Source organism: Microbacterium sp. lyk4-40-TSB-66 (assembly GCF_030209475.1).
Classification (GTDB): domain Bacteria; phylum Actinomycetota; class Actinomycetes; order Actinomycetales; family Microbacteriaceae; genus Microbacterium.
In genome coordinates this window covers 96,408-121,975 of the sequence record NZ_JARVRW010000002.1, presented here as the reverse complement: position 1 = coordinate 121,975, position 25,568 = coordinate 96,408, and the positions used below count along the sequence as shown (strand labels likewise).

Below are 25,568 nucleotides of genomic sequence, written 5' to 3'. Positions count from 1 at the left end.
GTGCTGTGACAGTGAATAGTAGCGTCCGCGTGAGCGCGCGCGGGGGTGAACGGCGGGTGAAGCCGCATCCTCGCGTTTACGCTGGGGGCATGCAACAACCGCAGCTCGTGCTGCTCTCGATCTTCGCAGGCGTGTTGATCGGAGCCGCGATGGTCGGCCTCATCGTCGCCGCGCTGCGGGCCCGGGACCGTTCTCGGGCCGAGACGTCGATCGATGTCCCGGAGGGCGTCGACGCGATGCTCGAGGCGATGGACGACCCCGCGTTCGTGTGCGACATGTCCTCGACGGTGCTGGCGCTCTCGCCCGCCGCCGAGGTGTTCGGTGTGCACACGGGGGAGCTCGTCTCCAGCGACGAGTTGAAGCGGGTGGCACGGGTCGCCCGCGACACGGGCGCCGCCGTCGCCGAGAATCTCCGGCTGCGCCGCGGCGCCGCCCCCGCGGAGGCCCGGCTCGTGGCCGTGCGTGCCACGCCGATCTCGAACCGGCTCACGCTCGTCGTGCTGCGCGACATCACCGAACGCGAGCGGGTGGAGGAGATGCGCCGCGATTTCGTGGCCAACACCTCTCACGAGCTGAAGACGCCGGTCGGTGCCGTGAGCCTGCTCGCGGAGGCCATCGAGTCGGCGTCCGACGATCCCGACCAGGTGCGCCACTTCGCCGCGCGCATGCAGGCCGAGGTGGCGCGGCTGAGCGCGTTGGTCAACCGCATCCTGAGCCTGTCGCGGCTCCAGGCGTCCGAAGAGCTGCGCGACGTGCGCGACGTGTCGATCGACGAGGTCGTCACCGCCGCCGTGGAGGCTCACACGGTGCAGGCCGACTCCGCGCAGGTGGTCGTCGTGCGCGGCGGCACGAAGGGTCTGTGGGTGCGCGGCGAGCCCCAGATCCTCACCGAGGCCGTGGGCAACCTCATCGCCAACGCCATCGCCTATTCGCCCCAGGGTTCGAAGGTCGGAGTCGGCATCAAGCTCGACGTCGACGTCGTCGAGATCGCCGTCACCGATCGCGGCATCGGCATTCCCGAGAGCGACCAGCATCGGGTGTTCGAGCGGTTCTACCGCGCCGATCAGGCGCGTTCGCGCCGCACGGGCGGCACCGGACTCGGCCTCTCGATCGTCAAGCACGCGGTGCAGCGCCACGGCGGCGAGGTGCGGCTGTGGTCGCGGCCCGACCGCGGCTCGACCTTCACCATCCGCCTCCCGCTGTCCGAGACCCCGGATCTCGACATCGTCCGTCCGAAGCAGCGTCGCAAGGGCCGCAAGGCCATGGCCGCGGCTTCCGCCCCCGTGAAAGAAGAAACCACATGACTCGCGTTCTGATCGTCGAGGACGAGCCCGATCTGGCCGACCCGCTGGCCTACCTGCTGCGCCGCGAAGGCTACGAGGTCGAGATCGCCGAAGACGGGGCGCTCGCCCTCGCCGCCTTCCGCGAGCGGGGGGCCGACATCCTGCTGCTGGACCTCATGCTTCCCGGGATGCCGGGTACCGAGGTCTGTCGGCAGCTGAGACTGACGTCGCAGGTGCCCATCATCATGCTGACGGCCAAGGACTCCGAGGTCGACATCGTCGTGGGACTCGAGCTCGGTGCGGACGATTACGTCACCAAGCCGTACTCGACGCGCGAGCTGCTGGCGCGCATGCGCGCGGTGCTCCGCCGTCGCACACCCGACGACACCGACCTGGACGACCGCGTCCTGGCCGGTGGACGCGTGGTGCTCGACATCGACCGCCACACCGTGGCCGTCGACGGCGGCGAGATCAACATGCCGCTGAAGGAGTTCGAGCTGCTCGAGGTGCTGATGCGCAACGCGGGCCGCGTCCTGACGCGCGGTCAGCTCATCGACCGCGTGTGGGGGACCGACTACTTCGGCGACACCAAGACGCTCGACGTGCACATCAAACGGATCCGTTCGCGCATCGAGCAGAACCCGAGCGAGCCCAGCATGCTGGTCACCGTTCGCGGGCTGGGGTATCGCTTCGAGGCGTGAGTGCGGGAACGACGAAGGCGCCGACGCGATGCGTCGGCGCCTTCGTCGTTCTCAGGAGACGGTCGTCGTCAGGAAGAGGGCGTCGGTGTCGCGGTGGGCGTCGGCGTCGCCGTGTTCGTCGGGATCGGCGCGATCGTCACGGTCGCCTCGGGCGTCGGGGCGAGCGGCGCGAGGTACTCGAGGGCACCGTCGAGCACGGGCACCTGCATGAGCGATCCCTGTCCGTCTCCGGACTGGAAATACACCGGAACCGTGGAGCCGGGGACGGCGTCGATGTCGTCGAGGCGCAGCGGCTCGACGTCGTCCGTCGGATCGCCGAGGCTGAGCGTGCGGCCGGCGGGGACGTTGACGGCGGCGCGGACGGCGGAGGAGCCCTCGCCGACCTCGATGCGCAGCACCAGCTGATCGGTGGTGTCGTTGACGATGGCGGCAACCAAGTTGCCCGTCGTGCCGTCGTCGTTGGCGACGATGAGGGCGTTGCGCACAGACAGGGGGCCCGCGTCGGCGGGGACGTTCACGCCGTCCGAGGCCGAGTAGTCGATGGTGGTCGCCTGCGGAGCGATGAGGTTGCACCCCGTCGTGCCCAGCAGAACAGCGGCACCCAGGGCCACGGACGCGATCAGGCGCGTTTTCACGGATCCTCCAAGATCGACAGACGGCATCCCCTTCATCCTACGGGGTCCCCGGCGCGCGTCCGGCTCGCGCCGGGCGCCCCCCGCGCCGCCGCGCGTGCGTGAGGGCGCGCGGCGCCTGCGCGGGAGGGGAGGGGCGCAGGGTGGGCGGAACCTTAGCGCATGCACGCCTGTGGTATCCTGGATGTTGCCGAAAGGACATAACTCCATGCTTTTTGAGGTTGGCGAGACCGTCGTTTACCCGCACCATGGCGCGGCCACGATCATCGAGGTCAAAGAACGCGTCATCAAGGGCGAGACGAAGAAGTACTTGAAGCTGAACGTCACGCAGGGAGACCTCGTCATCGAGGTCCCGGCTGACAACGTCGACCTCGTCGGCGTTCGTGACGTGATCGGCCGAGAGGGTCTCGACCGCGTGTTCGAGGTGCTGCGCGCACCCTTCACCGAGGAGCCGACCAACTGGTCGCGCCGCTACAAGGCGAACCTCGAGAAGCTGGCGTCGGGTGACGTGATCAAGGTGAGCGAGGTCGTCCGCGACCTGTGGCGCCGCGACCAGGACCGCGGTCTGTCCGCCGGCGAGAAGCGCATGCTGGCGAAGGCCCGTCAGATCCTCGTCTCCGAGCTCGCTCTGGCCGAGAAGACCGACGAAGACCGCGCGAGCGTCGTGCTCGACGAGGTCCTCGCCTCCTGACGCCCGTCGCGTGCGACTCCTCCGGGTGTCGTCGCGCTAGCGTGAACGGGTGACCCACGCCCCCCACCCGCGTTTCGCGGTCGTCGTCGTGGCCGCCGGCTCCGGTACCCGTCTTCGCGGCGGCGGACCGAAGGCGTTCGTGGCCCTCGACGATCGGTCGATCCTTCACCATGCCCTTCGCGGCGTCTTCCAGGCGCGGCCGGTGCAGGTGGTGATCGTCGTACCCGCCGGTCTCGAGGCGACCGCTTCCGACATCGCGCGCGATGCCGCCGAAGGTGATCCGCTCCCCGTGGCCATCGTCGCGGGCGGGACCACCCGTCAGGAATCCGTCGCGGCCGGGCTCGCCGTCCTGCACGACGGCGTCGACACGGTTCTCATCCACGACGCGGCCCGAGCCCTCGCACCGGCCGCGGTGTTCGAGCGCGTGATCGCGCGCGTCGGGGCCGGCGCCCTCGCGGTCATCCCCGCCGTACCCGTCGTCGACACGATCAAACGGGTCGACGCGGACGGGCGTGTGGTCGCCGCCGTCGACCGGAGCGAGTTGGCGGCCGCACAGACCCCGCAGGCGTTCCGCGTCGGGATCCTGCGCGCCGCGCTGCGAGGCGTCGATGCCGACCACACCGACGATGCGGCCCTCGTGGCCGCGGCCGGACACGATGTCGTCGTCGTCGACGGCGACGCGGTGGCCTTCAAGATCACCACCACCTCCGACCTCGAGCGCGCACGCGCCCTGCTCACGACCGTCCCGTCGGCATCCCTCCCCTCCCCGTCCGTTCCGGTACCCCGGGTGGGGATCGGCACCGACGTGCACGGGTTCGGTGGCGACGGCACGCTGTGGCTCGCGGGCCTCGAATGGCCGGGGGAGCGAGCCCTGTCGGGTCACTCCGACGGCGATGCGGTGGCGCACGCCATCGTCGACGCGCTGCTGGCGGCGGCGGGACTCGGCGACATCGGCACGCACTTCGGCACCGACCGCCCCGAGTTCGCCGGTGCCCACGCCGAGGCGTTCCTCGCGCACACGGTGGAGCTGCTCAGAGAAGCGGGGTGGCGCGTCGGAAACGTCTCGGTGCAGGTGCAGGCCAACCGCCCCCGCTTCGCGGCGCGTCGCGTCGAGGCCGAGCGGACGCTGTCGGCGGCCCTGGGGGGAGCGGCGGTGTCGGTCAGCGCGACGACCACCGACGGACTCGGCTTCACCGGCCGCACCGAGGGGGTCGCGGCCTTCGCCACGGCTCTCGTCGTACCGCTCTAGAGTTCGCGGGTCATGAACGTCGACAGCGGATCCGGCTCGTAGGGCGCGAACGCCTCGCACTCGCGGAACCCCTCGCTCGCATACAGTCCCCGCGCGGCGGCGAAGTCATCGGTGCTGCCGGTCTCGAGCCACAGGCTCCGGATGCCGCGCTCCGCAGCATCTTCCATGATGTGCCGCAGCATCGCACGGCCGATCCCCTGACCGAGGAAGCGCTCGACGACACGCATCGACTTCAGCTCGGCGCGGTCGTGGCCGAGGTCCTTGCACGCGCCGATACCGGCCAATTCGTCGTCGACCCACGCCGACCAGACCGTGACGCCGTCGGCGCCCAGGCGGTCGGCGTCGAGGGCGTGCATGCTCTCGGTCGGGGTGTTCTCGAGCATCCCCGCCAGGTGGGCGGCGACCAGGGCGCGGGTCTCGGCGCCGGTGAGGTCGTCGGGACGGATGAGCAGGGGCATACCCGCACGTTATCCGCTGCGTGTTTCCCCCAGGTGTCGCGCACGGGGTGGCCGGTAGGCTTGTGCGGTGACTGTTCGGCTGTACGACTCGAAGGCGCAGGACCTGCGCGACTTCGTCCCTCTCGACCCCTCGAACGTCACCGTCTACGTGTGCGGCCCGACCGTGCAGTCCGGGCCCCACATCGGCCACGTGCGCGCAGCCCTCGCCTTCGACCTGCTGCGCCGGTGGCTCGCCCACCGCTTCGGCCGCGTGACGTTCGTGCGCAACGTCACCGACATCGACGACAAGGTGCTCGCGAACGCCACCGACGCCGAGCCCTGGTGGGCGCTCGCGTACCGCATGGAACTCGAGTTCTCACGGGCTTACGCCGCCGTCGGCATCCTGCCCCCCACCTACGAACCGCGCGCCACCGCATCGCTCCCCCAGATGCAGGAGCTCATCGGCGAGCTGATCGAGCGCGGCCACGCCTACTCCGCTGCCGGAGACGTCTACTTCGACGTGCGCTCGTGGCCCGCCTACGGCGAGCTCACCCGTCAGAGCCTGGATGCCATGGAGCCCGCGGCCGACGCCGACCCGCGCGGCAAGCGCGACCCGCGCGACTTCGCCCTCTGGAAGGGCGTCAAGCCGGGGGAGCCCTCCTCGGCCACCTGGACATCGCCCTGGGGAGACGGGCGTCCGGGGTGGCACATCGAGTGCTCGGCGATGTCGCGTCGCTACCTGGGTCCGGAGTTCGACATCCACGGCGGCGGGCTCGACCTGCGCTTCCCGCACCACGAGAACGAGATCGCACAGTCGACCGCCGCGGGCGACGCCTTCGCCCGCTACTGGGTCCACAACGGCCTCGTCACCGTCGACGGGCAGAAGATGTCGAAGTCGCTCGGCAACTTCACCCTCGCCGCCGACGTGCTCGCCGCACACGACCCGGTGGTCGTGCGCTACGCCCTGGCCGCGGCACATTACCGTTCCAGCCTCGACGTATCCGACCGCGGGTTCGCCGAGGCGGCCAGCGCGCTCGAGCGGATCACCACCTTCCGCCAGCGCGTGCTGCGGGCCGCGGGCGCGGACCCGCTCGTCATCGTGCCGGGCGAGGTCCCCGATGCCTTCGCTGCGGCCCTGGACGACGACCTCGGAGTCCCTCAGGCGCTGGCGGCCCTGCACGACACGGTGCGTGCGGGAAACGTCGCCATCGACGCGGGAGACATCGACGCGGCGGTCGCCGCTCATCGCTCCGTCGCCGCGATGCTCGGCATCCTGGGGCTCGACGCCTCCGAGCCCGCGGTCGCGGGCGCCTCGGCCGACGCGACCCTCGACGCCCTCCTGCAGGAGATGATCGCGCAGCGCACCCGCGCTCGCGCCGACAAGGACTGGGCGGCCGCCGATCGCATCCGCGATGCCGTCGCCGCCGCCGGAATCACGCTGGAGGACACTCCGGCCGGAACACATTGGAGTATCGATGCCTAAGCCTGGACGTCCCGGAGCACGCAACCCCGGCAAGAAGAAGGGCCCCCTGAAGGGCACCGGCGGGCACCCCCGCAAGGCGCTCGAGGGTCGTGGCCCCACCCCGAAGGCCGAAGACCGCGCCTGGCACCCCGCCGGCAAGCGCAAGGCCGCCGAAGAGCGCTACGCCGCCGCCGGCGGCAAGGGGCGGCCCGGTGTGCGCGCGGTCGGGAACCCGAACCGCAAGAGCCCGAAGGCGGCCGACGACACCGAGACGGTCACCGGCCGCAACTCGGTGCTCGAGGCGCTGCGCGCGAAGATCCCCGCCACGGCGATGTACATCGCCCAGCGCGTCGAGATGGACGACCGCGTCAAAGAGATGCTGTCGATGGCGACGAACCGCGGCATCCCGGTGCTCGAGGTCACCCGCCCCGAACTCGACCGCATGGCCGGATTCGACGGCGTGCACCAGGGCGTCGCGTTGAAGGTGCCCCCGTACTCGTACGCGCACCCGCAGGACCTGCTCGAGCAGATCATCGACCGCGGCGAGGTGCCGCTGCTGGTGGCTCTCGACGGCGTGACCGATCCCCGCAACCTCGGCGCGATCATCCGCTCGACGGGCGCCTTCGGCGGCCAGGGTCTCATCATTCCGCAGCGCCGCTCGGCGAGCGTCAACTCCGCCGCCTGGAAGACCAGTGCCGGCGCCGCCGCCCGGATCCCCGTGGCGCTCGCAGCGAACCTCACGGCGACGCTGAAGGAGTTCAAGAAGCAGGGCGTGTTCGTCCTGGGTCTCGACGGCGACGGCGACGTGTCGCTGCCTTCGCTCGAACTCGCCGACCGGCCGGTGGTCATCGTCGTGGGTTCCGAGGGCAAGGGCCTGTCGCGCCTGGTCACCGAGACGTGCGATCAGGTCGTCTCGATCCCCATCACGGCCGCCACCGAGTCGCTCAACGCCGGCATCGCGGCATCCGTCGCCCTTTATCAGGTGTCGACGCTGCGCACCGCCGGGTGACCGGCCGCAACCAGCTCTGAAAGCGGGGAGAACCTCCCGCGTCGCGTTGCCGAGCCGTCGGGAAAGCGGCACGCTGGACGACGAGGTCTGCTCCACGCACGACCGACGAAGGGAACGCCATGCCCCGCATCGCCGTCATCGGAGGCACCGGCTACGCCGGGAGCCACATCGTGACCGAGGCCGTCCGCCGCGGCCACACGGTCGTGTCGATCGCCCGATCCGTCCCCGCCGAGCGCATCGAGGGAGCCACGTACATCGAGGGCACCGTCCTCGACGTTCCCGGTCTCGTCGCCCAGCTCGAGGGCGTCGACGTCGTGGTCTCGGCCGTCGCCCCCCGCGGCGACATGGAGGGCAAGCTCCGCCCGGCCGTCGCCGAGCTCGTCACCGCACTGCCCGACAGCGTGCGCCTGGGCGTCGTCGGCGGGGCGGGCGGTTCGCTCGTGTCCGAGGGAGGACCGCGCCTGGTCGACACCGACGGCTTCGCCGAGGAGTACAAGCCCGAGGCCCGTGAGGCCATCGGCATCCTCGAAGACCTGCAGGCCGACGACACCGGCCGCGACTGGTTCTACGTGCACCCGGCCGGCGGCTTCGGCGCATGGGCACCGGGGGAGCGCACCGGGTCGTACCGCGACGGCGGCGACGTGCTCGTCGTCGACGACAACGGCGACTCCTTCATCGGTGGCGCCGACTTCGCCGTGGCCGTCGTCGACGAGATCGAGGACCCGAAGCACACGCGCGGACGCTTCACCGTCGGGTACTGACGCCCGCGTACGGCGGAGGCCGTGGCATCCCGGATCTGATTCCGGATGCCACAGCCTCCGCCGTTCAGACCAGGTCGCGCCAATCCACGAGGTCGGTGTCGGTCGTCGGCACCTCACCCGTGGCGGGGGCGTCGGCGTCGGACACGGTGGGCAGCGACATGGTGTCGGTCGGCGGACCCATCACGGTCGCCTCGTCACGGCGGTGGCGCAGCACGTCGTCGATGTAGGAGCTCACGACCTCGGCGAGCGGCACGGAGCGCCCTCGCGCCTGCGACATGTACCACCGGTGCTCGAGCACCTGATGGAACACCTCGGCCGGCTCGAGCTTGGCCCGCAGGTCCCACGGGATGGCCATGACGATGGGCTCGAACACGCGGGTGAGCCACTCGTGCGCGACCATCTCCTCGTCGGCGCCCAGACGCGAGACGCGCGCCCGGAACTCATCGAGGTCGTTGAGCAGGCGGCGGGCCTGATTCTCTTCGACGTCGAGCCCCGTGAGGCGCAGCAGGCGTCGCTGGTGGTGCCCGGCATCCACGACCTTCGGCTGGATCGACACCTGCGTCCCGTCGATCGCCGTGCGGATCGACATCTCGCCGATGTCGAAGCCGAGGGCGTTGAGGCGGTGGACACGCTCGGTGATGCGCCAGGACTCGTCGACCGCGAACGACTCCTTGTCGGTGAGCGCACCCCACAGCGAGTGGTACGACGACACGAGACCGTCGGCGATGGCGATGGCATCCACGCCGCCCTCGAGTCGTCCGCCCGCCTCGAGGTCCATGATCTCGCCCGCGATGTTCGTCCGCGCGATGTCGAGGTCGTGGGCGCGTTGGCCGGGGCTCAGGCGGTTGCCGTGCAGCTCGCCGGTCTCGGCGTCGACCAGGTAAGCGGCGAACTCTCCCGCGTCGCGGCGGAACAGGGTGTTCGACAGCGACACGTCGCCCCAGTAGAAGCCCACGTTGTGCAGGCGCACGAGCAGCACCGCGAGGGCGTCGACGAGGCGCGTGGCGGTGTGGGGACGGAGCACCTGCGTGAACAAGGCGCGGTAGGGGAGGGAGAAGCGCAGATGTGCGGTGACGAGTGCGGCGGGCAACGGGCGGCCCGAGGCATCGGTGCGCCCGGCGATCACGGCGATCCGATCGACGCAGGGGGCGGCGAGGCGGTCGAGGTTGCCGAGCATGTCGTACTCGCGACGCGCCATCTCCTCGGTCGTCTCCTTGATGGCCACGACGCGGCCGGAGAGGGTGGCGAAACGCACGAGGTGACGCGAGATGCCCTTGGGCAGCGCGACGATGTGGCTGCTCGGCCACTCGCCGAGTCCGGTCGACCAGGGCAGCTGAAGGAGTCCTGGATCTACGGCGCTGGCCGTGATGCTGAGGGATTCGGACACGGGGGACCTCCGGGAAACAGTGCGGCGCGCCCCCGGCCCGAGCGAATCGGGACCGGGGACGCGCCGCGTCGGTGCGTGGGTCAGGCCGAAGCGATGGCCCGGTCGGTCAGGCGGTCACCCGACTCGAGGTCGAACACGTGGATGTGTCCGGGGACCGGAGCCAGCACGACCGTCTCGCCCGCGTTGGGGTGGCGGCGACCGTCGACGCGCGCGACCAGGTCGGTGCGCTTGCCGTTGATGTCGGTGTGGCCATAGAGGTAGCCGTCGGCGCCGAGCTCTTCGACGAGGTCGACGACGACCTTGAGGCCGCGGCCGTCGGCCGGGGCGACCTGGATGTCTTCGGGGCGCACACCGATGGTGACCTCGGAGCCGTGCGCCTTGCCGATGGTGTCGGCCTCGACGGGGACGACCATGTCGCCGAAGCGGACGCCGCCCTCGGCCAGGTCGGCGGTGAAGAGGTTCATCGCGGGCGAGCCGATGAAGCCGGCGACGAAGACGTTCTTCGGGGTCTCGTACAGGTCGCGCGGGGTGCCGACCTGCTGGAGGAGGCCGTCCTTGAGGACCGCGATGCGGTCGCCCATGGTGAGGGCCTCGGTCTGGTCGTGCGTGACGTAGACCGTGGTGACGCCGAGGCGGCGCTGGAGCGACGCGATCTGGGTGCGGGTCTGCACGCGGAGCTTGGCGTCGAGGTTCGACAGCGGCTCGTCCATGAGGAACACCTGGGGCTGACGGACGATCGCTCGGCCCATCGCGACGCGCTGACGCTGACCACCCGAGAGGGCCTTCGGCTTGCGCGTGAGGTACTGCTCGAGGTCGAGGAGCTTGGCGGCCTCGAGCACGCGAGCGGCGCGGTCCTCTTTGCCGACGCCGGCGATCTTGAGCGCGAAGCCCATGTTCTCGGCGACGGTCATGTGCGGGTACAGCGCGTAGTTCTGGAAGACCATCGCGATGTCGCGGTCTTTCGGGGGCACGTCGGTGACGTCGCGGTCGCCGATCAAGATGCGGCCGGAGTTGACCTCTTCGAGGCCGGCGAGCATGCGCAGCGACGTGGACTTGCCGCAGCCGGACGGGCCGACGAGGACGAGGAACTCGCCGTCTGCGACGTCGAGGCTCAGCTTGTCGACGGCGGCGCGGGTTCCGCCCGGGTACAGACGGGTTGCGTTGTCAAAGGTGACGGACGCCATTTCTTCTTCTCCTTCACCGGCAGGTACGTGCCGGACGATCCGTAGTGAATGGAATGAACGGGGGCGACCCCGTGCGTGCGACGGTGCACGCAGGGTCAGTATGGCACGTGTCTGGTCATTTCTCAGCCAGCGTGGCTACCATCGGTGCTCGTTCGCCCACCCGTGCGAACCCCCTCGTTTCATGCGGCGATCACCCGCGTCCGGAAGGTTTCATGTCCCACGACCCCTCAGCGAATGCGCCCGCCGAACGCGACCGTCGCGAGGCGGTGCGCGAGAAGGCGCAGCAGGTCAAGGCGAAGCAGACGCGCTGGCGCATCGCGCGCCGCTCCGCCATCGCCGTCGGCGCCGTCGCGGTGATCGGCATCGGCGCCGTGGGCGTCTCGGCCGCGCTGAACTCGCGCGAGGACCGCTCGCAGGCGCTCCCGGATGCCGCCAGCGACGACGGATTCCTCATCACCAACGCTCCGCAGGTGGCCAACCCGCTGGCCGACCAGACCGTCGACGGCACCGCCGCGACGATGGCGGCCGAGGCCGCGCCGACCGTGGAGCCCACCCCCGAGCCCACGTCGACGGCCGCGCCCGTCGACATCCGCGTCTACGTCGACTACCTCTCCACCGAGGCGAAGGAGTTCCAGTCGGCGAACGCGACGCAGCTGTCGAAGTGGGTGGGCGACGACGCCGCCACCCTCACCTACTACCCCGTGGCGATGCTCACCTCCAAGTCGAACGGCACGAAGTACAGCCTGCGCGCCGCCGGAGCCGCCGCGTGCGTGGCCACCCACGCGTCGGACCGCTTCTTCGCCTTCAACCACGAGCTGCTCACCACCCAGCCCGCCGTCGACACCGACGGGTACAGCGACCAGCAGCTTGCCGACATGGCTCAGGGAGCCGGCGTGAGCGACGTCGCGACCGTGCGGTCGTGCATCGAAGACGAGACGTACACCGCCTGGGCCAAGGCCGCCACCGATCGCGCGATCAAAGGGCTGCCCGGCACGGACGGACAGGCGCTCACCTCCACCGCGACCGTGCTGGTGAACGGCACGCCGTACGTCGGCAACATGGATGACGCGAAGGAGTTCGCGCAGTTCGTGCTGACCGTCGACAGCAACGCCTATTACTCCACAGCCACCCCGGTGCCCTCGACCACGCCCGCGGGCTGAACGAATCTCTCGGTGGAGGCGACGGTGTGCGATTCTGTTGTCATGAACGAGGAGATCGAGGACTCGCCGCCGCGGCGGTCCCGTGATCAGTTGAAGATGTGGGTGCAGGAATTCCGCGACCAGGGGCACATCGTCGCGGGCAAGATCAAGGTCGTCGATCAGGAGGACGCCGACGGCCAGGACACCGGCCTCGTCGTGGTCAGCCTGTCGAACGCGAAGGCGTCCATCTACATGCAGCCCCGGGGCTACGACGAGCCTCTGTGGGAGGCGACGCTCAGCGCCCGCCCCGACGACCTCACGCTCACACCGCACGAGATGGCGAGCCTCGCGGCCGAACTCGTCATCGCCGGCAACCTCTGCTCGTTCCTGCAGTTCAAGTCGCTCGACTGGGACCGCCGTAGCGGCCAGCACCACGAGTGATCCGGCCCACGGCCTAGACTCGTCCTCCGAGACGCCTCGGCGCCTCACGCCGGCTTGGCGCAATTGGTAGCGCACCGTACTTGTAATACGGGGGTTGCAGGTTCAAGTCCTGTAGCCGGCACGTCACTCTCCTCTTCCCCGATGACCCGGGCGGAGATCCCGATGCCCTCGTACGCGTCGTCGCGTGGGAATGAACGCCCAGGGCCGGATGAACGCACCGATACGCTCTTTCCTATGACCGGAGATGCGGCGTCGATCGGTCGCATCGACTACCTCGACGGCCTGCGCGCTGCGCTCATGCTGCTCGGCATCCCCTTCCACGCGGCGCTCGCGTTCTCCGGGGGAGGGTGGCTGGTCTCCTCACCGATCGACTCGCCGGCGCTCGTCGCGGTCGCGGACTTCCTCCATGCGTGGCGTATGCCCGCGTTCTTCCTCGTCGCCGGCTTCTTCGCCGCGCTTCTGCTGCAGCGCCGGGGGCCTGGCCCGTGGTTTCGCGGCCGTCTGACGCGGCTCGGTGTCCCGCTCGTCTTCGGAGTGGTCCTGACCGTCCCCGTGCAGTGGGCGCTCATCGGCCACCACCGCTTCGGCAACTGGCCCGAGACCTGGGCGTTCGTGTCGAGACTGGCCGCCGTCCCGAGCCAATGGTGGCTGCTGCACCTCTGGTTCCTGCTCGAACTCCTCATCCTGTGCGCGGTGACGGCGGTGATCGCGGCGAGTCCGCTGCGCTCGTCGCTCGCCAGGCTGAGCGACGTGGTCGCACGATGCGCGCACCGTCGTCCCGCCGCCACGACTGCCGTCGTCCTTCTGCTGGCATCGGTGCTCGTCCTGCTCGGCCGCGGCGCCTGGCGGCTGCTGTCGCTCGACGAGATGCTGAACGGCGTCATCTCGAGGAACCTCGTCGTCTACGCCCCGGCGTTCGCCGTCGGCGCGCTGCTCGGGTCGCGTCGGGACCTCCTCTCCCTCGTCACCTCTCGGGCAGCGGCAGCGACGTTCGCCATCGCGGCGGTCGCCGCTTCGGTCGTCGCCGTCACGGTCTCCGGCGCGGGGGCCGGGACCGTCGTCCGCTCCGTGGCGTGGACGATCGTCGGGCTGACCGCGGCGGGTGTCGCCCTCAGCACCGCCAGAGGGCTGCTCGAACGGCGACGACACGTCATCCGGTGGCTCGTGGACGCCTCGCTCGTCGTCTACATCGTGCACCAGCCGATCATCCTGGCTCTGGCCGTCGTGCTGTTCTCGATCGGTGTGTTCGGCATCCTCGGGTGGACGGTGACGGTCGCGACGGCGCTGATCCTGTCGGCGCTGATCTACGAGGTCGTCAACCGCACTCCCGGTCTGCGCTTCCTCCTGACCGGTCGCACGTTCCGGCAGACGTCGCTGCTTGAGGGCCGCGGTCGGCTCCGGGCGCCGTAGGCGGGACCGGGCAGCGCGCGGGGCGTCGGTTTCCGGCGACGGAATCCGACGGACCTGTGGAACGAATCCTCCTCACCCGTGGACTCACCCCGAAGACACGGGGAGATCGTCCCCCCGTAACGTCCCCGACCATCCGTGTGCGTAGGGTTGATCGGACGTCATGGGGACCGTTACGGAGTGTTCGGAATGAAGAATGACTGATCTTTCTCGACGGACCGCGATGTCCCTGCTGCTTCTGGCGCCGGTGGCCGTCGTCGCCGCGTGCGCCCCCGAGCGGGAACCCGTGACGCCGACCACGTCGCCGTCCGCGCCGGAGGCCTCGGGCGAGGCGCCCGGCGCCGTCGCTCCCGCGGCGGCATCCACCGCTCCGGAGATCCCGCCCGCGGGCGACGTCTTCGGTCCCACCGGCCACACGTGGCCGACGCGGACGCCGCGAGCGTACGACGCGTTCGACGCGAGCGTCGAGTGCGAGTGCACGTGGGAAGCCATCGCCGCCGCGATCACCGCGGTCGACGCCGCGGCGCCGGACGGTTCGGGGCGCGTGCTGGTTCGACCCGGGGTGCTGCCGGGGAACGGAGCGGGTTCCACCTCCGAACCCGTGTTGGCAGACGTCGGACGCGAGGGGCGGGCCTCGCGGGTCCTCGTAATCCCGCGCGATGGGACGGAGTCCGTGACGATCGACGGGTCTCTGCGGCTGGACGCCGTGGTGGGCGTCGCCTTCGCCGGATTTTCGACGTTCCCCAAGAGCCTCGTGCTGACCTCGACACGTGACGTGGCGTGGGCCTGGTCGAAGGGACAGGCGTTCAACATCACGTCGGGCGACAGTGGACCCACCGAGGACACGGAGTTCGTGGAGTGCGTCACGCCCGACGCGGTCTCGGGCGACGCCGACACCTGGGCGTTCCGGACGGGGTCGAACGCCTTCCGCGACATCTCCGTCCGGGGCTGCTACATCGCCCCGACCTACAAGGACGACGGTTCGTCGTCGCACTGCGACACCCTCCAACTGTCGGGTAACGCCGACAAGGAGGGGCTGCTGCTCGAAGGGACCGTGCTGTTCTCCTCCACCAACGCCGGGTTCATCCCGGCGGCGGAGGCCCGCGACATCGTCTTCGACCGGAGCCTCCTCGTGGGTGGCGACCGCATGCTCGAGCGCTACCCGCTGCCCGACGGGGCGAACGCCTTCACCTCCGGAGCGCCGTCCGTGGTGAACGCGGCGAAGTCGATCGACGAGATGAGCGCGAAGGACTCCATCTTCATCGGCCGCGTGCGGGGGACGTTCGCGAACGTCGAGAACTCCATGATCTCGGCCGCGGATCCGCCCACCGCCACGGCGGGTGCGTTCGAGTCGGATCCCTCGCTGGCCGACATCGACGCCGAGTGGCTGGACGAGCGGGCGCCGATGCCGACCGACGACCGGCTCCGGGAGATCTGGCAGCTGCGCTGACCGGCCGTCCTCATCGGTGAAGCGACCGCACGGTCCTTCTTCGCTCCGAAAACGAAGAAAAGATTAAGTTTGATGGGCGATTGAAGCAATGGTCCTCGGCATATTCATCGGGCTCATATATTTGCGCCATGAATTCCATCACCCGTCGCGCTTTCGTCGGATTGCTCTCGGCCGCGCCCGTGGTCGCCGCCTCCACATTCCTGCTGCCCCAGGTGGCGTCCGCCGCCACCGTCATGTCGACCAGGTTCGGACCGGACGGTTCGCATTGGCCGTCTCGAACGCCCCGCCCCACCGACATGTTCGACAAGACCATCGAGTGCGAATGCAATTGGACGGCCATCGCGAACGCCATCGCGTCGCTGCGCACGGTCGCGCCCAACGGCAACGTGCGCATCCTCGTGCGCCCCGGACGCCTGGCCGGCAACGGCGCGGGGTCGTCGTCGAAGCCCGTCCTGCAGGGAGCCGGGCAGGCCGGCCGCGGCCGTCGCATCCTGATCATGCCGCGAGACGGCTCGGCGAGTGTCGGCTTCGACGCGTCGATCCGACTCGACCGCGTCGTGGGCATGAGCTTCGTGGGCTTCTGGACCTTCCCCGGGTCGCTGGTGCTCACCGGCGTCTCCGACTTCGCCTGGGCATGGTCGAAAGGCCGGGCGTTCAACGTCTCGAGCAACGAGACGGCGGCCGTGTCCGGCGTCGAGTTCGTCGAGTGCGTGACCCCCGAGTCGCAGCTCACCGAATCCGACGCGTGGGCGACGCGGACGGCGGGCAGCACCGTGACCGACCTGTCGATCACGGGCTGCTACATCGCGTCGATGTACAAGCCCTCGGGCTCGTCGGCGCACCTCGACACCTATCAGCTGTCGGGTACGCACGCGCTCCGCAACGTGGTGATGAAGGACACCGTCATCTTCGCCTCCACGAATGCGGCGTTCATCCCCACCGAGCTCGCGAGCGGGGTGCGTTTCGAGCATTGTCTGGTGGTCGCCGGAAGTCGGATGCTTCAGCGTTATCCGCTCCCCACGGGCGCCTACTCGTCGACCACCGGAGCACCCCAGGCGGCGAACGGGTCGGGCACCAACGGCGTTTTGGCGGCACGCGATTCGATTATGATCGGAAGCGTCCCGGGCGTCTGGGCATCCGTAGAGAATTCCTTCACACCGGCGACGACGACCTACTCCAATTCCGGACGATGGACGACTGATCCGACGCTTTCAACCGTAGATTCCGCGTGGCTCGAACAGCGCACACCTACACCTACCGATGAATACCTGAGGGCCATTTGGAAACTTTGATCATTCCCTCGGCTCGCCGGAGCCCCGCAGACGTCGTCCCGAAGAGCGCTCTGTGAGCGCGCTCCGACGCCTGGCGAAGCCCCTGCAATCCGAGGGTCTCATCCGTCTCGTCGACCGCATCCTGCTGCACGCGCGACCGCAGAAGGGGGCTCGCAACCACGTCCTGCTGGCCCCTCCGGGTCGCGGCAACATCGGTGACCAAGCCCTGGTGGAAGCCTTCGTCGAGACCGTCGACGGCCCCGTGGTGGTCCTGACGCGCTCCACGCAGGATTTCGACGTACCGACCGCTCTGCGCGAGCGGATGCGCGTCGTCCCGCTCCCCGCCCTCGTCTACGGCTCCGCGGTAGGTCATGCGCGCGACGTGCGCGCCCTGGCCCGCGAACTCCGCTCGGCGCGGTCGTTCTCGGTCATCGGCGCCGACATCATGGACGGCGCGTACGTGCTGCGGGCATCCGTGAACCGCGCGGGGCTCGCAGAGCGGCTCGCCCGTCTCGGATGGCCCACGCGCATCGTGGGCTTCAGCTGGAACGCATCGCCTCACGCGCGATCCGTCGCGGCTCTGCGCCGCGCCGGCGACGCGGGGGTGCGCCTGTACCTGCGCGATCCGCGCTCGGCCGCGCGGGCACGGGCCGACGGGCTCTCGGTGCGGGACAGCGCCGACATCGTCTTCGCCGCGACCTCGCGGGATGACACGATCGTCCAGCGTCTGCTGCCCGAGCTCGGCGACCGCGAGCTCGCGCTCGTGAACGCGTCGGGGTTGGTCGGAGACAGACTGCCCGCTTACGTCCGGGTCGTGGAGACCCTGCGAGCGGCGGGCTTCGTGGTCCTCGTCGTCCCGCACGTGTCTCGTCACGGTGCTGACGACCTGCCGCTGTGCCAGGCGCTGGTGGACGCCGCCGGAGGTGATGCCGACGTGCATCTGGTTCCGCGTCTGCTCGCGCCGGCCGAGATCCGCGGCCTCGCCGCGCGCGCTTCGGTCACGGTCACCGGCCGCATGCATCTCGCGGTGATGTCGCTGATGGCGGGTACGCCGCCGGTGACGGTCGCGACGCAGGGGAAGGTCGAAGGACTGATGGACCTCTTCGGGACGCCGGAGTTGTGCGTCGCGCCGGGATCGTCGTTCGACGGAGATCTCTTCACCGCGGTGTCGACCGCCGTCGACCAGCGGGCCGAGCTGCGCTCGCGGATCCTCGGCGCCCGCGCGACCGTCACGGACCTCGCGCGGCGCAACGTCGAGGGCCTGTCATGAGGGGGCGGACCATCAACCCCATGACGCTCATGGAGTACGCCACCCGCGCACGGGACATGGCGTACACCAAGATCGCGGCCACCGGTTTCGCGGAGTTCGGGAGCGGATCGCGCATCATGCTGCCGTTCCGCGCCGGCAACCCCCAGAAGGTCGTCGTCGGCCGCGACGTGCTCATCGGGCCGTCGTCGTGGTTCATGGTGCCGCGGCTCGACGCCGCCGGCCCCGTCATCCACATCGGCGACCGCGTGCGCATGAACCAGACCTCGATCACCGCCGTCGAGGAGGTGATCGTCGAGGATGCCGTCGCTCTGGCCCGCGGCGTCTACATCTCCGACCACACGCACGGGTTCGACGACCCCGACATCCCCATCCGCGATCAGCCGCTCTCGCGCGTGGCCCCCGTCCGGATCGGCCGCGGAGCCTGGCTCGGCCAGAACGTCGTGGTCATGCCCGGTGTGACCATCGGTGCCGGAACGGTCGTGGGGGCGAATGCCGTCGTCACCTCCGACCTCCCGCCCCGCTGCGTCGCGGTGGGCGCTCCGGCCCGCGTGCTCCGGGAGATCGTCTCGTGAAACGCGACGTCGTCTTCACGTTCTCGTACGAGACCTACGCCGATGCCGCGGCCCGCGGCATGATGCGTCCGCCCGACCGGATCCTGCAGACCCTCATGTCGTCGGACGAGGTGGGCGACCTCCTCGTCGCCAACCCGTTCCGCTCGCTCGCCAGCGTGGCGGCCCGCGGAATCCGGCCGGCCGAGTCCTTCCCCGCCCGGGCGGACCGACGGCTCATCACCCCGACCCGCCTCGCCCGCCGCGACCCGGTCTCGGTGCCCGCGATCGTGCGCACGTACCGCTCGTACGACGAGCAACTGCGCACGGCGGCCGCCCGCGCCGGCATGAGCCGCACCGCGATCGTGACGACGAACCCGCTCGTGGCGGCGTTCTGCCCCTTCGGCTGGGCCGACACCGTCACCTACTTCGGACGCGACGATTGGCTGAGCTCCGAGGCGCGTCAGGCGTACTGGCCGGCGTACGCCGCGGCCTACCGTCAGATCAGCGAGAGCGAGGTCGGCGTCGCCGCGGTATCGCAGCAGATCATCGACCGGATCGACCCGCGCGGACCGGCCGTGGTCGTTCCGAACGGAGTCGACCCCCGCGAGTGGACGGGTCCCCGCCCCGCGGCGCCGGACTGGCTGGCCGCCATCCCCGGTCCGCGCGCGATCTACGTCGGCACGATCGACAGTCGGCTCGACGTCGAGGGCATCGCGCACCTCGCGGTCCTGCGACCCGAGCTCCAGATCGTGCTGCTGGGTCCCACTCCCGAGCCCGGCTACACCCGTGCGCTGCGCGAGATCCCGAACGTGCACCAGCACTCCGGTGTCGGCCGGTCGGAGCTCGTGGCGGCGATGCGCAACTGCGACGTGTCCCTGCTGTCGCACCGGCGCACGGCGCTCACCGAGGCGATGAGTCCGCTCAAGGTGTACGAGTACCTCGCCGCGGGGCTTCCCGTGGTCTCCGTCGACCTCCCGCCGGTGCGGGGGATCCACGAACGGGTCACCTTCTCCGCCAGCACGGCCGAGATGGCCCCCCAGGTCGACGACGCGCTCGCGCGCGGTTCCCTCACCGATGCCCAGCGCGCGGCGTTCATCGAGGACAACAGCTGGGGATCGCGGCACCGTGCTGTGCTGGACCTCGTCCTGCGGTCGTCCGCGCGCCACCGCGCCGCATCCCCCGCGAACGCCTGATCCCCTTCGTCGCGTCCGAACCGGTCAGCCGGTAGGGACGCGACGAAGGGGAGTGCGGGCGGTCAGCCGCCGAGGGCCTTCTGCACCGCGGGCCACGCCGCGGCCGCCACCTTCGCCTGGCCGGAGGCCGAGGGGTGGAAGTGATCGGCCGACGAGATGTCGTCCAACGTGAAGGTCATGCGGGCGACGGCTCCGTCATCGGTCGTGCATCCCGACACCTCGGCGCAGGCCTCGACGATCGCGGCGTTGTAGCCGGCGAGGGTCTCGGCCACCGAAGCGCGACGCTCCTCATCGGCCGCGGCATCCGAATCCGCGTCGCCGAGCAGGGTGCGGCACGACGGGCTCTGGTTCCACAGGCGCACGATGGTCGGGTCCGACCGGCCGGCCTCCCACAACTGGGTGATGTCGGGCAGGGACACCGCGACGATCGGTGCATCCGGCACACCGGCGCGGATGGTGGCGAGCAGTTCGCCGTAGGTCTGGCCGAACTCGTCCACGGGCGTGATCTTGTCCATGCTGCTGGTGCAGACGTTGTTCGTCCCGATCGCGACGAGCACGAGGTCGGCGGACTCGCCGCGGGCCTTCTCGACGGCCGTGATCCGGTCGGCCACGACCGCTCCCGGACGTGCCAGCGACAGCGGTTCGATGGCCGCACCACCCGTGGCGGCACTCACGCGTTCGCGGATGGATGCCACGGCGGGATCCGTTCCGAGCGCCCACGAGGCCTCGGGGCAGGCGTCGCGCGAGCCGCAGGCGGCCATGCCGACCGACATCGAGTCACCGACGACCGCGATCGACGAGACGGGGCGCATCTGGGCGTCGGGGGTCTCCGTCGGGGTCGTCGGAGCGGCCTCGGGCGGGGTGCACCCCGACAGGACCGCGACGAGGGCGAGTCCGATCGCGACCATGGGGATCCTGGTCTTCATCGTCGTCTGTCCTTCCGTCGAGCGTTCTCCTGCTCGATCTCGGATTCGAGCTCGCCGGCCGACGGCTCGTCGGCGCCGAGTATGGTGGCCGGGGCGTCGACGGGCGTCGCCTCGAGGTCGATCTCGGCCGCGGTGGGCTGCGAGACCGCGTCGGCATCCGGTGCCGCGGCGCCGGTGGGTTGTTCGGCGGCGGGCTTCTTCGGTGCGGGCTTCCGCGCCTGCTTCACGAAGTCGAGCATCATCCGGTAGTCGCGCCGGTACCCGGGGACGAGGTACAGGATGCCGAGGACGAGGAGTCCCGCGAGACCGCCACCGATGACCTGGAGGATCGCGAGCCAGTCGACCAGCAGCTGCGCGGTGGTCCAGGACGCACCGAAGGCGAGGCCGGCGGCGATCGCGGGGCGGATGAGGGGGAGGGCGATGTCACGACCGCTGCGCAGGAACGTGCCCTGGGTGGCCACGAGGAATCCCGGAACCAGGAGCGCCAGGGTCACCAGGCCGTAGAGCAGGGCGAGGCCGTTCACGCCGTTCCATGCCACGCCGACGAAGAAGGCGGCGATCACGATGGGACGGGTGATGGCGTAGTAGACCAGCTGACGATGCGCGCGTCCGAGGGTGATGTAGATCCACCCGTTCACGTTGCCGACCGCCTGGGCGACACCCGCCAGGGCGAGGAGCGCGAAGGCATCCGCCGCGGTGTCCCATCCCGGCCCGAGGAGCAGCAGGATGAGCGGGTGGGCGACGGCCGCCGCGATCGCGTAGACCGGGAGGGCGAGGTAGCCGATGACCACCATGGCGTTGCTGATGTAGCGCCGGTAGCGCTCACCGTCATCCTGCAGGCGGCTCAGCACGGGCAGGGCCACCCGACCGAGGGGGGCCGTCAGCTGCTGCTGCGGGAGGAGGAACAGACCGTAGGCGCGGGAGTACTGTCCCAGCGCCGCGGCGCCGAGCTGCTGACCGATCACCACGTTGTCGAGGTTGCGCGAGGCGTAGTTCAGCAGCTGCACGCCGAAGAGGCTTCCGCCCGTCGAGAGCAGCGGGCGGATGTCGCGACCGACACGGGGGCGACCCCAGCGGGGCTTGGCGGCCATCCACAGGGCGATCAGGCGGTACACCTGGCCGGCACCGGCGAAGACGACCAGCGACCAGACTCCGAAGCCCACGAGGGCGGCCACGACCGACAGGGCGACTCCGACCGCCATCGCCACGATGTCGATGAGGGCGAGGGTCCCGAAGCGCAGGTCGCGTTGCACCGAGGCCTGCAGCGGCATGCAGAGGCCGTTGATGAGGAGCGTCGGGGCGATGGCGAGGGTCAGGATCGTCAGGCGGGGCTCGCCGTAGAGCAGGGCGATGAGCGGAGCGCAGGCGGCGATGCCGATCATGAGCACGGTGCCCAGCAGAGCCGAGAACCACAGCAGCGACCGCCACTGGTCCTCGGTGAGCTTCTTGGCCTGGAGGATGGCCCCGGTCATGCCGAAGTCGCGCACGAGGTCGGCCACGCCGACGATGGCCATGATCATCGCGACCAGACCGAAGTCGGACTGATCGAGCAGGCGGGCGAGCAGCATCGTCGAGATGAGCTGCAGCGCCGTCTTGATCCACAGGCCTCCGGCGGTGACCGCGGCGCCGCGGGACGCTTTGTGTTTGAGGTCGCTTGTCATCGGCGTGATGCCTCTCTGAGGGATGAGTCGCGGTCCCAGGCGATGGGACCTGCCGATCGGCGACGGGCGATGAGCTTGGGCATCGCGTATCCCCACGCGTAGAAGGGGAAGGAGAGCCAGAGGCGGGGGGAGCGCGCGACGCGTCCGAGGAGCCCGCCGCGGTCGCGCTCGGCGGCGCCGTTCGGAAGCTGCTTGTTGCCGAGTTCGATGCGGACCCCGCGGCGCACGAGGGCGCGCATGTTCCGGGGAGCATGGACCGTGAAGGTCTCGTCGGCGAGGGTCGTGCGCTCGTCGGGCGCGAAGCGCAGCTGCACGAACCGGTCGTCGGCGATGACGTCGGGGAACGTCTCCCAGCGTCCGCGGCCCGCGGCGTTGACCGCGTAGACCCCGGAGCCGACGTGACCGCGGGATCGGTAGGCCGACGCAGCCCAGACGCGCGAGTGGCACCGCACGGGCAGGCTCGACCGGGACGTGTCGACGACGAGGCGCGGGGCGACGGCGAGCGGAGCCGATGTGCCGGTGAGCTCGTCGGCCATTGCGCGCAGAGCCGTCACCGACAGTGCGACGTCGGCATCGATGTAGGCGCGGGGGAGCACCCCGGCGTGCGCGTCGCCCGCGTTCAACGCCGCGATCTTGGAGCCCTCGGCGATCTCGAGGACGGTCACGCCCGGTACGGCGCGCGCCTGTTCCGCGGTGTCGTCCGAGCAGCCGTTGGCCACCACGACGACGTCGAACTCACCGGGCGCCGCACCCCGGAGCATCTGCTCCAGGGTGCGGCGCACCAGGGGGCCCTCGTCGTGGGCCGGGATGACGATCGACATCCGCGGCGTCATGCGGCGACCCCGGATGACACCGTCGCACGGGGCCACCGGACGAACAGCCCCTCGCCGGCCGCGCGCGCCCTCAGGGCGGGCGGGCTGGATGTGATCAGCCACGCGCCGACCGCGAGCAGCATCGAATAGACGAAGAAGGTCTGCATGAACCCGAATGCGTCGTAGAAGAACAGTGCGGTGGTGTAGCCGGCGCCGCTGAGGAACAGGGCGAATGCCAGCATCGCGTAGCGGGGTTCGTCGCGGGCGGTGGTGAACGCCCACGCGCCCATCATCAGGATGGGGACGAGGATGAACACCGCGAGACCGAGGACACCCACGGCGCCCACTTCGAGCAGCGAACCGAGCACCTGGTTGTCGAGGATGTAGGCGTTCTGCTCGTCGCCGACCACGATGCGGCTGCCCAGACCCGTTCCGAAGAACGGATACTGCGATGCCTGGATCAGGGAGGGACCGAGATCCGCCAACCTCCCGGCGCCGCGGAACCCCGGCGACGTCTGTTGCGAGGCGATCAGTCCGTCGATGTCGAGGAACGACAGCACCAGCGTGCCGAAGACCTTGGGGAGGGCCGCCATGCCGATCGCCAGCATGGGGATCCCCAGCGCCATCAGGGTGATGCCCAACCACGGCCGCAGAAGGAGCGTGAGAAGGAACATGATGCCCAGGACGATGACCGCGGTGCGCGAGACCGCGACCAGCACGCCCATGAGCAGGATGAGGGTGACGATCGAGTAGACGAGGCGACGCGTCCACTCGTTCTTGGGCCACCGGCCGTAGCGCGCGAGGTAGATCGCCAGGGGGATGAGGATGCAGAACATCACCGACAGGGCGATGGGGTGCTGCGACGACCCGAACGAGCGGTATCCACCGGCGCGGAACGACTCGCCGTCGGCGGCGATGAGGTTCAGCGGCAGGAAGGTCTCAAGGCGGTGGAACACGTTGATGCGCGTCACGCGCTCGAAGACGGCGAACACCGACACGACCGTCCCGCACCACACGAGTGCGGTCATGAGACCCATCGCGATCGTCTCGGTGTCGATGATCTGCCGCACGATGAAGAACACCGACAGCAGGACGACCCAGTTGACGAGCGTACCGATGGCGCTCGTGCCGAGACCCTCCTGGACGAGCTGGGTGCCGTTCATCGGGATCGAGACGAACAACGAGATGAAGAAGATCCCGATCGGCCAGCCGAAGCCGACCGGCTTCCACCTGCGGTTGCGGTCGAGCAGGAGCGCCGCGACCATGCCCGCGAACATCACGAACAGGACGAGGCGGTAGGCCTCGAGCTGGAAGGGCAGCGGGATGGGCAACGCGTAGCGCCGGATGGGGATGAACATCACCACGGCGACGAGGATGCCGAGCCAGCCGACCCACGAGGTGAGGATCCTCCGTGCCAGGACCGCCAGGGCGACGACGATCATCGCTCCGCCGGCCGCGACCGGGGGCAGGAAGATGACGGACACGGCGGCCACGGCGATCAAGATGACCACGGCCAGGATCGCCCTGCCCACGGGCAGGGTCACCTCGTCCTCCGTCACCGGGGCCGGTGAAGGAGGAGGCGACGCGGGGGCAGCATCGTGCGGCCCCCGCGTCTGCGATGTGTGCAGTGACACGGGAGGGGCCTCGGGGTTCAGACGTCGCTGCGAAGAGTCGTCGACTCCACGCGGGAGGACCGGGCGCGCGCTCGCGAGGGGACGGTCTCCGCCTCGGAATCCGAGCGCTGGCCCGGCAGGAGGTCATCGATGGAGAAGTCGGAGGCGTCGCCGTCGATCTTCGCCGAGGTGGGGCCGTCGTTCTCGCGAGCGGCCTTCGCGGCGCGCTTGCGCTCACGGGAGGCCTTGGATCCGGCGATGATGTAGGCCGCCGCCACGAAGAGCAGGAAGACACCGAGGAAGGTGACCACGACCGGGATGGCCGGGTTGGAGCCCTCGAGCGCCGTGCCGGGCTTCTGGTCGATGGTGGTGATCAGCACGCGGTTGCCCTCGGGGATCTCCGCGGCGTTCTGGTCGGTCACGACCTGCGCCTCGAAGGTCTGGGCGGCCGTGCGGGAGATCTGCTCGGCCCGCTCGGGCGTCGAGGCCGTACCGACGACCTCGAGGATCGGCAGCACGTACCGGCCGGCGAACGACTCGTCACCGGCGGGCTGCGTGGTGCGGCGGAGAGCGGTGAGCGTCTCCTCCTCGGCGAAGGTGCCGATCTGCGACTCGACCGTCGCGCGCATGTCCTGGCCGCTGATCAGGTACGCGTACAGGATGGCGCGGGAGGTCAGGTCGACCGTCTGCGGCTGGGTCTGACCCTCCTGCAGCTCCTGGCCGGGGATGACGGCCTGATAGAGCGGCTGGTCGGGACCGTTCAGCAGCAGGGTCGTGCCCGCGCGGTACGTCTGCTCAGCGCGCGGCTCCACCTGACCGTTGGTGATCGTGAAGCCGGCGAAGAATGCGGCGACGGCCGCGACGAGGGCGCCCACCACGAGCAGCCACTTGCTCCTCCAGAGGACGCGCAAATACGTCGGAATTTCCATTGTTTCCCCTCCAGTCGCCCCCCCGGGCGACGATGTAACTTGAGCCACCTATGGCGATTGAGAGGATCTCCGGAGACACCCCGTAATCGGCGAACCGATCGACCTCACC

The 25,568-nt window shown here is 70.0% G+C and carries 24 protein-coding genes and 1 tRNA gene; 16 read left to right on the top strand and 9 right to left on the bottom strand.

Going from position 1 to position 25,568, the window contains the following annotated elements:
• The first annotated feature begins 89 nt into the window (after window positions 1-89).
• Both QRO03_RS02690 and QRO03_RS02685 read left to right on the top strand, forming a co-directional pair.
• A complete protein-coding gene (locus QRO03_RS02690; protein WP_285135979.1) occupies window positions 90-1,304 on the top strand; it encodes a sensor histidine kinase in 1,215 nt (404 codons plus the stop codon).
• Window positions 1,301-1,984 (top strand): response regulator, encoded by a 684-nt coding sequence (locus tag QRO03_RS02685; protein WP_058233018.1) that lies wholly within the window; start codon window positions 1,301-1,303, stop codon window positions 1,982-1,984. The genes QRO03_RS02690 and QRO03_RS02685 overlap by 4 nt, the downstream gene beginning before the upstream one ends.
• A 68-nt stretch (window positions 1,985-2,052) precedes the next feature.
• On the opposite strand, the gene QRO03_RS02680 is transcribed toward QRO03_RS02685, so the two are convergent.
• Window positions 2,053-2,619 carry a DNA modification methylase gene (locus QRO03_RS02680; RefSeq protein WP_285135978.1) on the bottom strand — a complete coding sequence of 189 codons (567 nt, stop codon included), beginning with the start codon at window positions 2,617-2,619 and terminating at the stop codon, window positions 2,053-2,055.
• A gap of 205 nt (window positions 2,620-2,824) precedes the next feature.
• Between QRO03_RS02680 and QRO03_RS02675 the strand changes: the two genes are divergently transcribed.
• Together QRO03_RS02675 and ispD are read left to right on the top strand one after the other, a co-directional pair.
• Complete coding sequence (locus QRO03_RS02675) at window positions 2,825-3,307, top strand: CarD family transcriptional regulator (RefSeq protein ID WP_058233016.1); 483 nt, start codon at window positions 2,825-2,827, stop codon at window positions 3,305-3,307.
• A gap of 49 nt (window positions 3,308-3,356) precedes the next feature.
• Window positions 3,357-4,556, top strand: coding sequence for a 2-C-methyl-D-erythritol 4-phosphate cytidylyltransferase (gene ispD / locus QRO03_RS02670; protein ID WP_285135976.1), 1,200 nt, complete (start codon window positions 3,357-3,359; stop codon window positions 4,554-4,556).
• Here ispD and QRO03_RS02665 read toward each other — a convergent pair.
• On the bottom strand, window positions 4,553-5,014 hold the full coding sequence (locus QRO03_RS02665) for a GNAT family N-acetyltransferase (protein WP_285135975.1): 462 nt from the start codon (window positions 5,012-5,014) through the stop codon (window positions 4,553-4,555). The genes ispD and QRO03_RS02665 overlap by 4 nt on opposite strands.
• A 67-nt stretch (window positions 5,015-5,081) precedes the next feature.
• Here QRO03_RS02665 and cysS point away from each other — a divergent pair, with 67 nt between their 5' ends.
• The 3 genes from cysS (at window position 5,082) to QRO03_RS02650 (ending at window position 8,225) form a co-directional block, all read left to right on the top strand.
• Window positions 5,082-6,476, top strand: coding sequence for a cysteine--tRNA ligase (cysS, locus tag QRO03_RS02660; protein WP_285135974.1), 1,395 nt, complete (start codon window positions 5,082-5,084; stop codon window positions 6,474-6,476).
• Window positions 6,469-7,464: a 23S rRNA (guanosine(2251)-2'-O)-methyltransferase RlmB gene (gene rlmB / locus QRO03_RS02655; protein ID WP_285135973.1), complete on the top strand. Its 996-nt coding sequence runs from the start codon at window positions 6,469-6,471 to the stop codon at window positions 7,462-7,464. The genes cysS and rlmB overlap by 8 nt, the downstream gene beginning before the upstream one ends.
• Before the next feature lie 119 nt (window positions 7,465-7,583).
• Window positions 7,584-8,225: an NAD(P)-dependent oxidoreductase gene (locus QRO03_RS02650; RefSeq protein ID WP_285135972.1), complete on the top strand. Its 642-nt coding sequence runs from the start codon at window positions 7,584-7,586 to the stop codon at window positions 8,223-8,225.
• A gap of 64 nt (window positions 8,226-8,289) precedes the next feature.
• Here QRO03_RS02650 and QRO03_RS02645 read toward each other — a convergent pair whose 3' ends face one another.
• Both QRO03_RS02645 and QRO03_RS02640 read right to left on the bottom strand, forming a co-directional pair.
• The gene (locus tag QRO03_RS02645) at window positions 8,290-9,612 is read right to left on the bottom strand and encodes a DUF4032 domain-containing protein (protein ID WP_285135971.1); all 1,323 of its coding nucleotides are present in this window, start codon (window positions 9,610-9,612) and stop codon (window positions 8,290-8,292) included.
• 80 nt (window positions 9,613-9,692) lie between these two features.
• Window positions 9,693-10,796, bottom strand: coding sequence for an ABC transporter ATP-binding protein (locus tag QRO03_RS02640; RefSeq protein WP_285135970.1), 1,104 nt, complete (start codon window positions 10,794-10,796; stop codon window positions 9,693-9,695).
• Between the two features lie 212 nt (window positions 10,797-11,008).
• Here QRO03_RS02640 and QRO03_RS02635 point away from each other — a divergent pair, with 212 nt between their 5' ends.
• From QRO03_RS02635 to QRO03_RS02595, 9 genes are all read left to right on the top strand, one after another.
• Window positions 11,009-11,956 (top strand): DsbA family protein, encoded by a 948-nt coding sequence (locus QRO03_RS02635; RefSeq protein ID WP_285135969.1) that lies wholly within the window; start codon window positions 11,009-11,011, stop codon window positions 11,954-11,956.
• Between the two features lie 42 nt (window positions 11,957-11,998).
• Window positions 11,999-12,376: a hypothetical protein gene (locus QRO03_RS02630; RefSeq protein ID WP_285135968.1), complete on the top strand. Its 378-nt coding sequence runs from the start codon at window positions 11,999-12,001 to the stop codon at window positions 12,374-12,376.
• A 48-nt stretch (window positions 12,377-12,424) separates the two neighbouring features.
• Window positions 12,425-12,497 (top strand) — tRNA-Thr (locus tag QRO03_RS02625).
• Window positions 12,498-12,610: 113 nt separating this feature from the next.
• A complete protein-coding gene (locus QRO03_RS02620) occupies window positions 12,611-13,786 on the top strand; it encodes an acyltransferase family protein (RefSeq protein WP_285135967.1) in 1,176 nt (391 codons plus the stop codon).
• A gap of 193 nt (window positions 13,787-13,979) precedes the next feature.
• Window positions 13,980-15,233 carry a hypothetical protein gene (locus QRO03_RS02615; RefSeq protein ID WP_285135966.1) on the top strand — a complete coding sequence of 418 codons (1,254 nt, stop codon included), beginning with the start codon at window positions 13,980-13,982 and terminating at the stop codon, window positions 15,231-15,233.
• A gap of 128 nt (window positions 15,234-15,361) precedes the next feature.
• The gene (locus QRO03_RS02610; RefSeq protein WP_285135965.1) at window positions 15,362-16,525 is read left to right on the top strand and encodes a hypothetical protein; all 1,164 of its coding nucleotides are present in this window, start codon (window positions 15,362-15,364) and stop codon (window positions 16,523-16,525) included.
• A gap of 52 nt (window positions 16,526-16,577) precedes the next feature.
• Window positions 16,578-17,774, top strand: coding sequence for a polysaccharide pyruvyl transferase family protein (locus tag QRO03_RS02605; RefSeq protein ID WP_285135964.1), 1,197 nt, complete (start codon window positions 16,578-16,580; stop codon window positions 17,772-17,774).
• The gene (locus QRO03_RS02600) at window positions 17,771-18,346 is read left to right on the top strand and encodes an acyltransferase (protein WP_285135963.1); all 576 of its coding nucleotides are present in this window, start codon (window positions 17,771-17,773) and stop codon (window positions 18,344-18,346) included. The genes QRO03_RS02605 and QRO03_RS02600 overlap by 4 nt, the downstream gene beginning before the upstream one ends.
• Entirely contained in the window at window positions 18,343-19,518 is a 1,176-nt protein-coding gene (locus tag QRO03_RS02595; protein ID WP_285135962.1) for a glycosyltransferase family protein, read from the top strand. The genes QRO03_RS02600 and QRO03_RS02595 overlap by 4 nt, the downstream gene beginning before the upstream one ends.
• Window positions 19,519-19,580: 62 nt before the next feature.
• Here the strand turns inward: QRO03_RS02595 and QRO03_RS02590 are convergent, their stop codons facing one another.
• From QRO03_RS02590 to QRO03_RS02570, 5 genes are all read right to left on the bottom strand, one after another.
• Window positions 19,581-20,444: an SGNH/GDSL hydrolase family protein gene (locus QRO03_RS02590; protein ID WP_285135961.1), complete on the bottom strand. Its 864-nt coding sequence runs from the start codon at window positions 20,442-20,444 to the stop codon at window positions 19,581-19,583.
• Window positions 20,441-22,105, bottom strand: coding sequence for a lipopolysaccharide biosynthesis protein (locus tag QRO03_RS02585; protein ID WP_285135960.1), 1,665 nt, complete (start codon window positions 22,103-22,105; stop codon window positions 20,441-20,443). Before QRO03_RS02585 ends, QRO03_RS02590 begins: the two co-directional genes overlap by 4 nt.
• Window positions 22,102-22,926 (bottom strand): glycosyltransferase family 2 protein, encoded by an 825-nt coding sequence (locus QRO03_RS02580; RefSeq protein WP_285135959.1) that lies wholly within the window; start codon window positions 22,924-22,926, stop codon window positions 22,102-22,104. Before QRO03_RS02580 ends, QRO03_RS02585 begins: the two co-directional genes overlap by 4 nt.
• An 8-nt stretch (window positions 22,927-22,934) precedes the next feature.
• Window positions 22,935-24,461, bottom strand: coding sequence for an O-antigen ligase family protein (locus QRO03_RS02575; RefSeq protein ID WP_285135958.1), 1,527 nt, complete (start codon window positions 24,459-24,461; stop codon window positions 22,935-22,937).
• Between the two features lie 107 nt (window positions 24,462-24,568).
• Complete coding sequence (locus QRO03_RS02570; RefSeq protein ID WP_285135957.1) at window positions 24,569-25,459, bottom strand: hypothetical protein; 891 nt, start codon at window positions 25,457-25,459, stop codon at window positions 24,569-24,571.
• Window positions 25,460-25,568: the final 109 nt, after the last annotated feature.

Bases quoted from the DNA above. Each gene is read 5' to 3' on its own strand.
- QRO03_RS02585 (WP_285135960.1), bottom strand. From the start codon at position 22,105: ATGACAAGCGACCTCAAACACAAAGCGTCCCGCGGCGCCGCGGTCACC.
- QRO03_RS02665 (WP_285135975.1), bottom strand. From the start codon at position 5,014: ATGCCCCTGCTCATCCGTCCCGACGACCTCACCGGCGCCGAGACCCGC.
- QRO03_RS02635 (WP_285135969.1), top strand. From the start codon at position 11,009: ATGTCCCACGACCCCTCAGCGAATGCGCCCGCCGAACGCGACCGTCGC.
- QRO03_RS02600 (WP_285135963.1), top strand. From the start codon at position 17,771: ATGAGGGGGCGGACCATCAACCCCATGACGCTCATGGAGTACGCCACC.
- QRO03_RS02630 (WP_285135968.1), top strand. From the start codon at position 11,999: ATGAACGAGGAGATCGAGGACTCGCCGCCGCGGCGGTCCCGTGATCAG.
- QRO03_RS02650 (WP_285135972.1), top strand. From the start codon at position 7,584: ATGCCCCGCATCGCCGTCATCGGAGGCACCGGCTACGCCGGGAGCCAC.
- QRO03_RS02615 (WP_285135966.1), top strand. From the start codon at position 13,980: ATGACTGATCTTTCTCGACGGACCGCGATGTCCCTGCTGCTTCTGGCG.
- QRO03_RS02620 (WP_285135967.1), top strand. From the start codon at position 12,611: ATGACCGGAGATGCGGCGTCGATCGGTCGCATCGACTACCTCGACGGC.
- QRO03_RS02675 (WP_058233016.1), top strand. From the start codon at position 2,825: ATGCTTTTTGAGGTTGGCGAGACCGTCGTTTACCCGCACCATGGCGCG.
- QRO03_RS02590 (WP_285135961.1), bottom strand. From the start codon at position 20,444: ATGAAGACCAGGATCCCCATGGTCGCGATCGGACTCGCCCTCGTCGCG.
- QRO03_RS02685 (WP_058233018.1), top strand. From the start codon at position 1,301: ATGACTCGCGTTCTGATCGTCGAGGACGAGCCCGATCTGGCCGACCCG.
- QRO03_RS02640 (WP_285135970.1), bottom strand. From the start codon at position 10,796: ATGGCGTCCGTCACCTTTGACAACGCAACCCGTCTGTACCCGGGCGGA.
- QRO03_RS02580 (WP_285135959.1), bottom strand. From the start codon at position 22,926: ATGTCGATCGTCATCCCGGCCCACGACGAGGGCCCCCTGGTGCGCCGC.
- QRO03_RS02610 (WP_285135965.1), top strand. From the start codon at position 15,362: ATGAATTCCATCACCCGTCGCGCTTTCGTCGGATTGCTCTCGGCCGCG.
- rlmB (WP_285135973.1), top strand. From the start codon at position 6,469: ATGCCTAAGCCTGGACGTCCCGGAGCACGCAACCCCGGCAAGAAGAAG.
- QRO03_RS02690 (WP_285135979.1), top strand. From the start codon at position 90: ATGCAACAACCGCAGCTCGTGCTGCTCTCGATCTTCGCAGGCGTGTTG.
- QRO03_RS02570 (WP_285135957.1), bottom strand. From the start codon at position 25,459: ATGGAAATTCCGACGTATTTGCGCGTCCTCTGGAGGAGCAAGTGGCTG.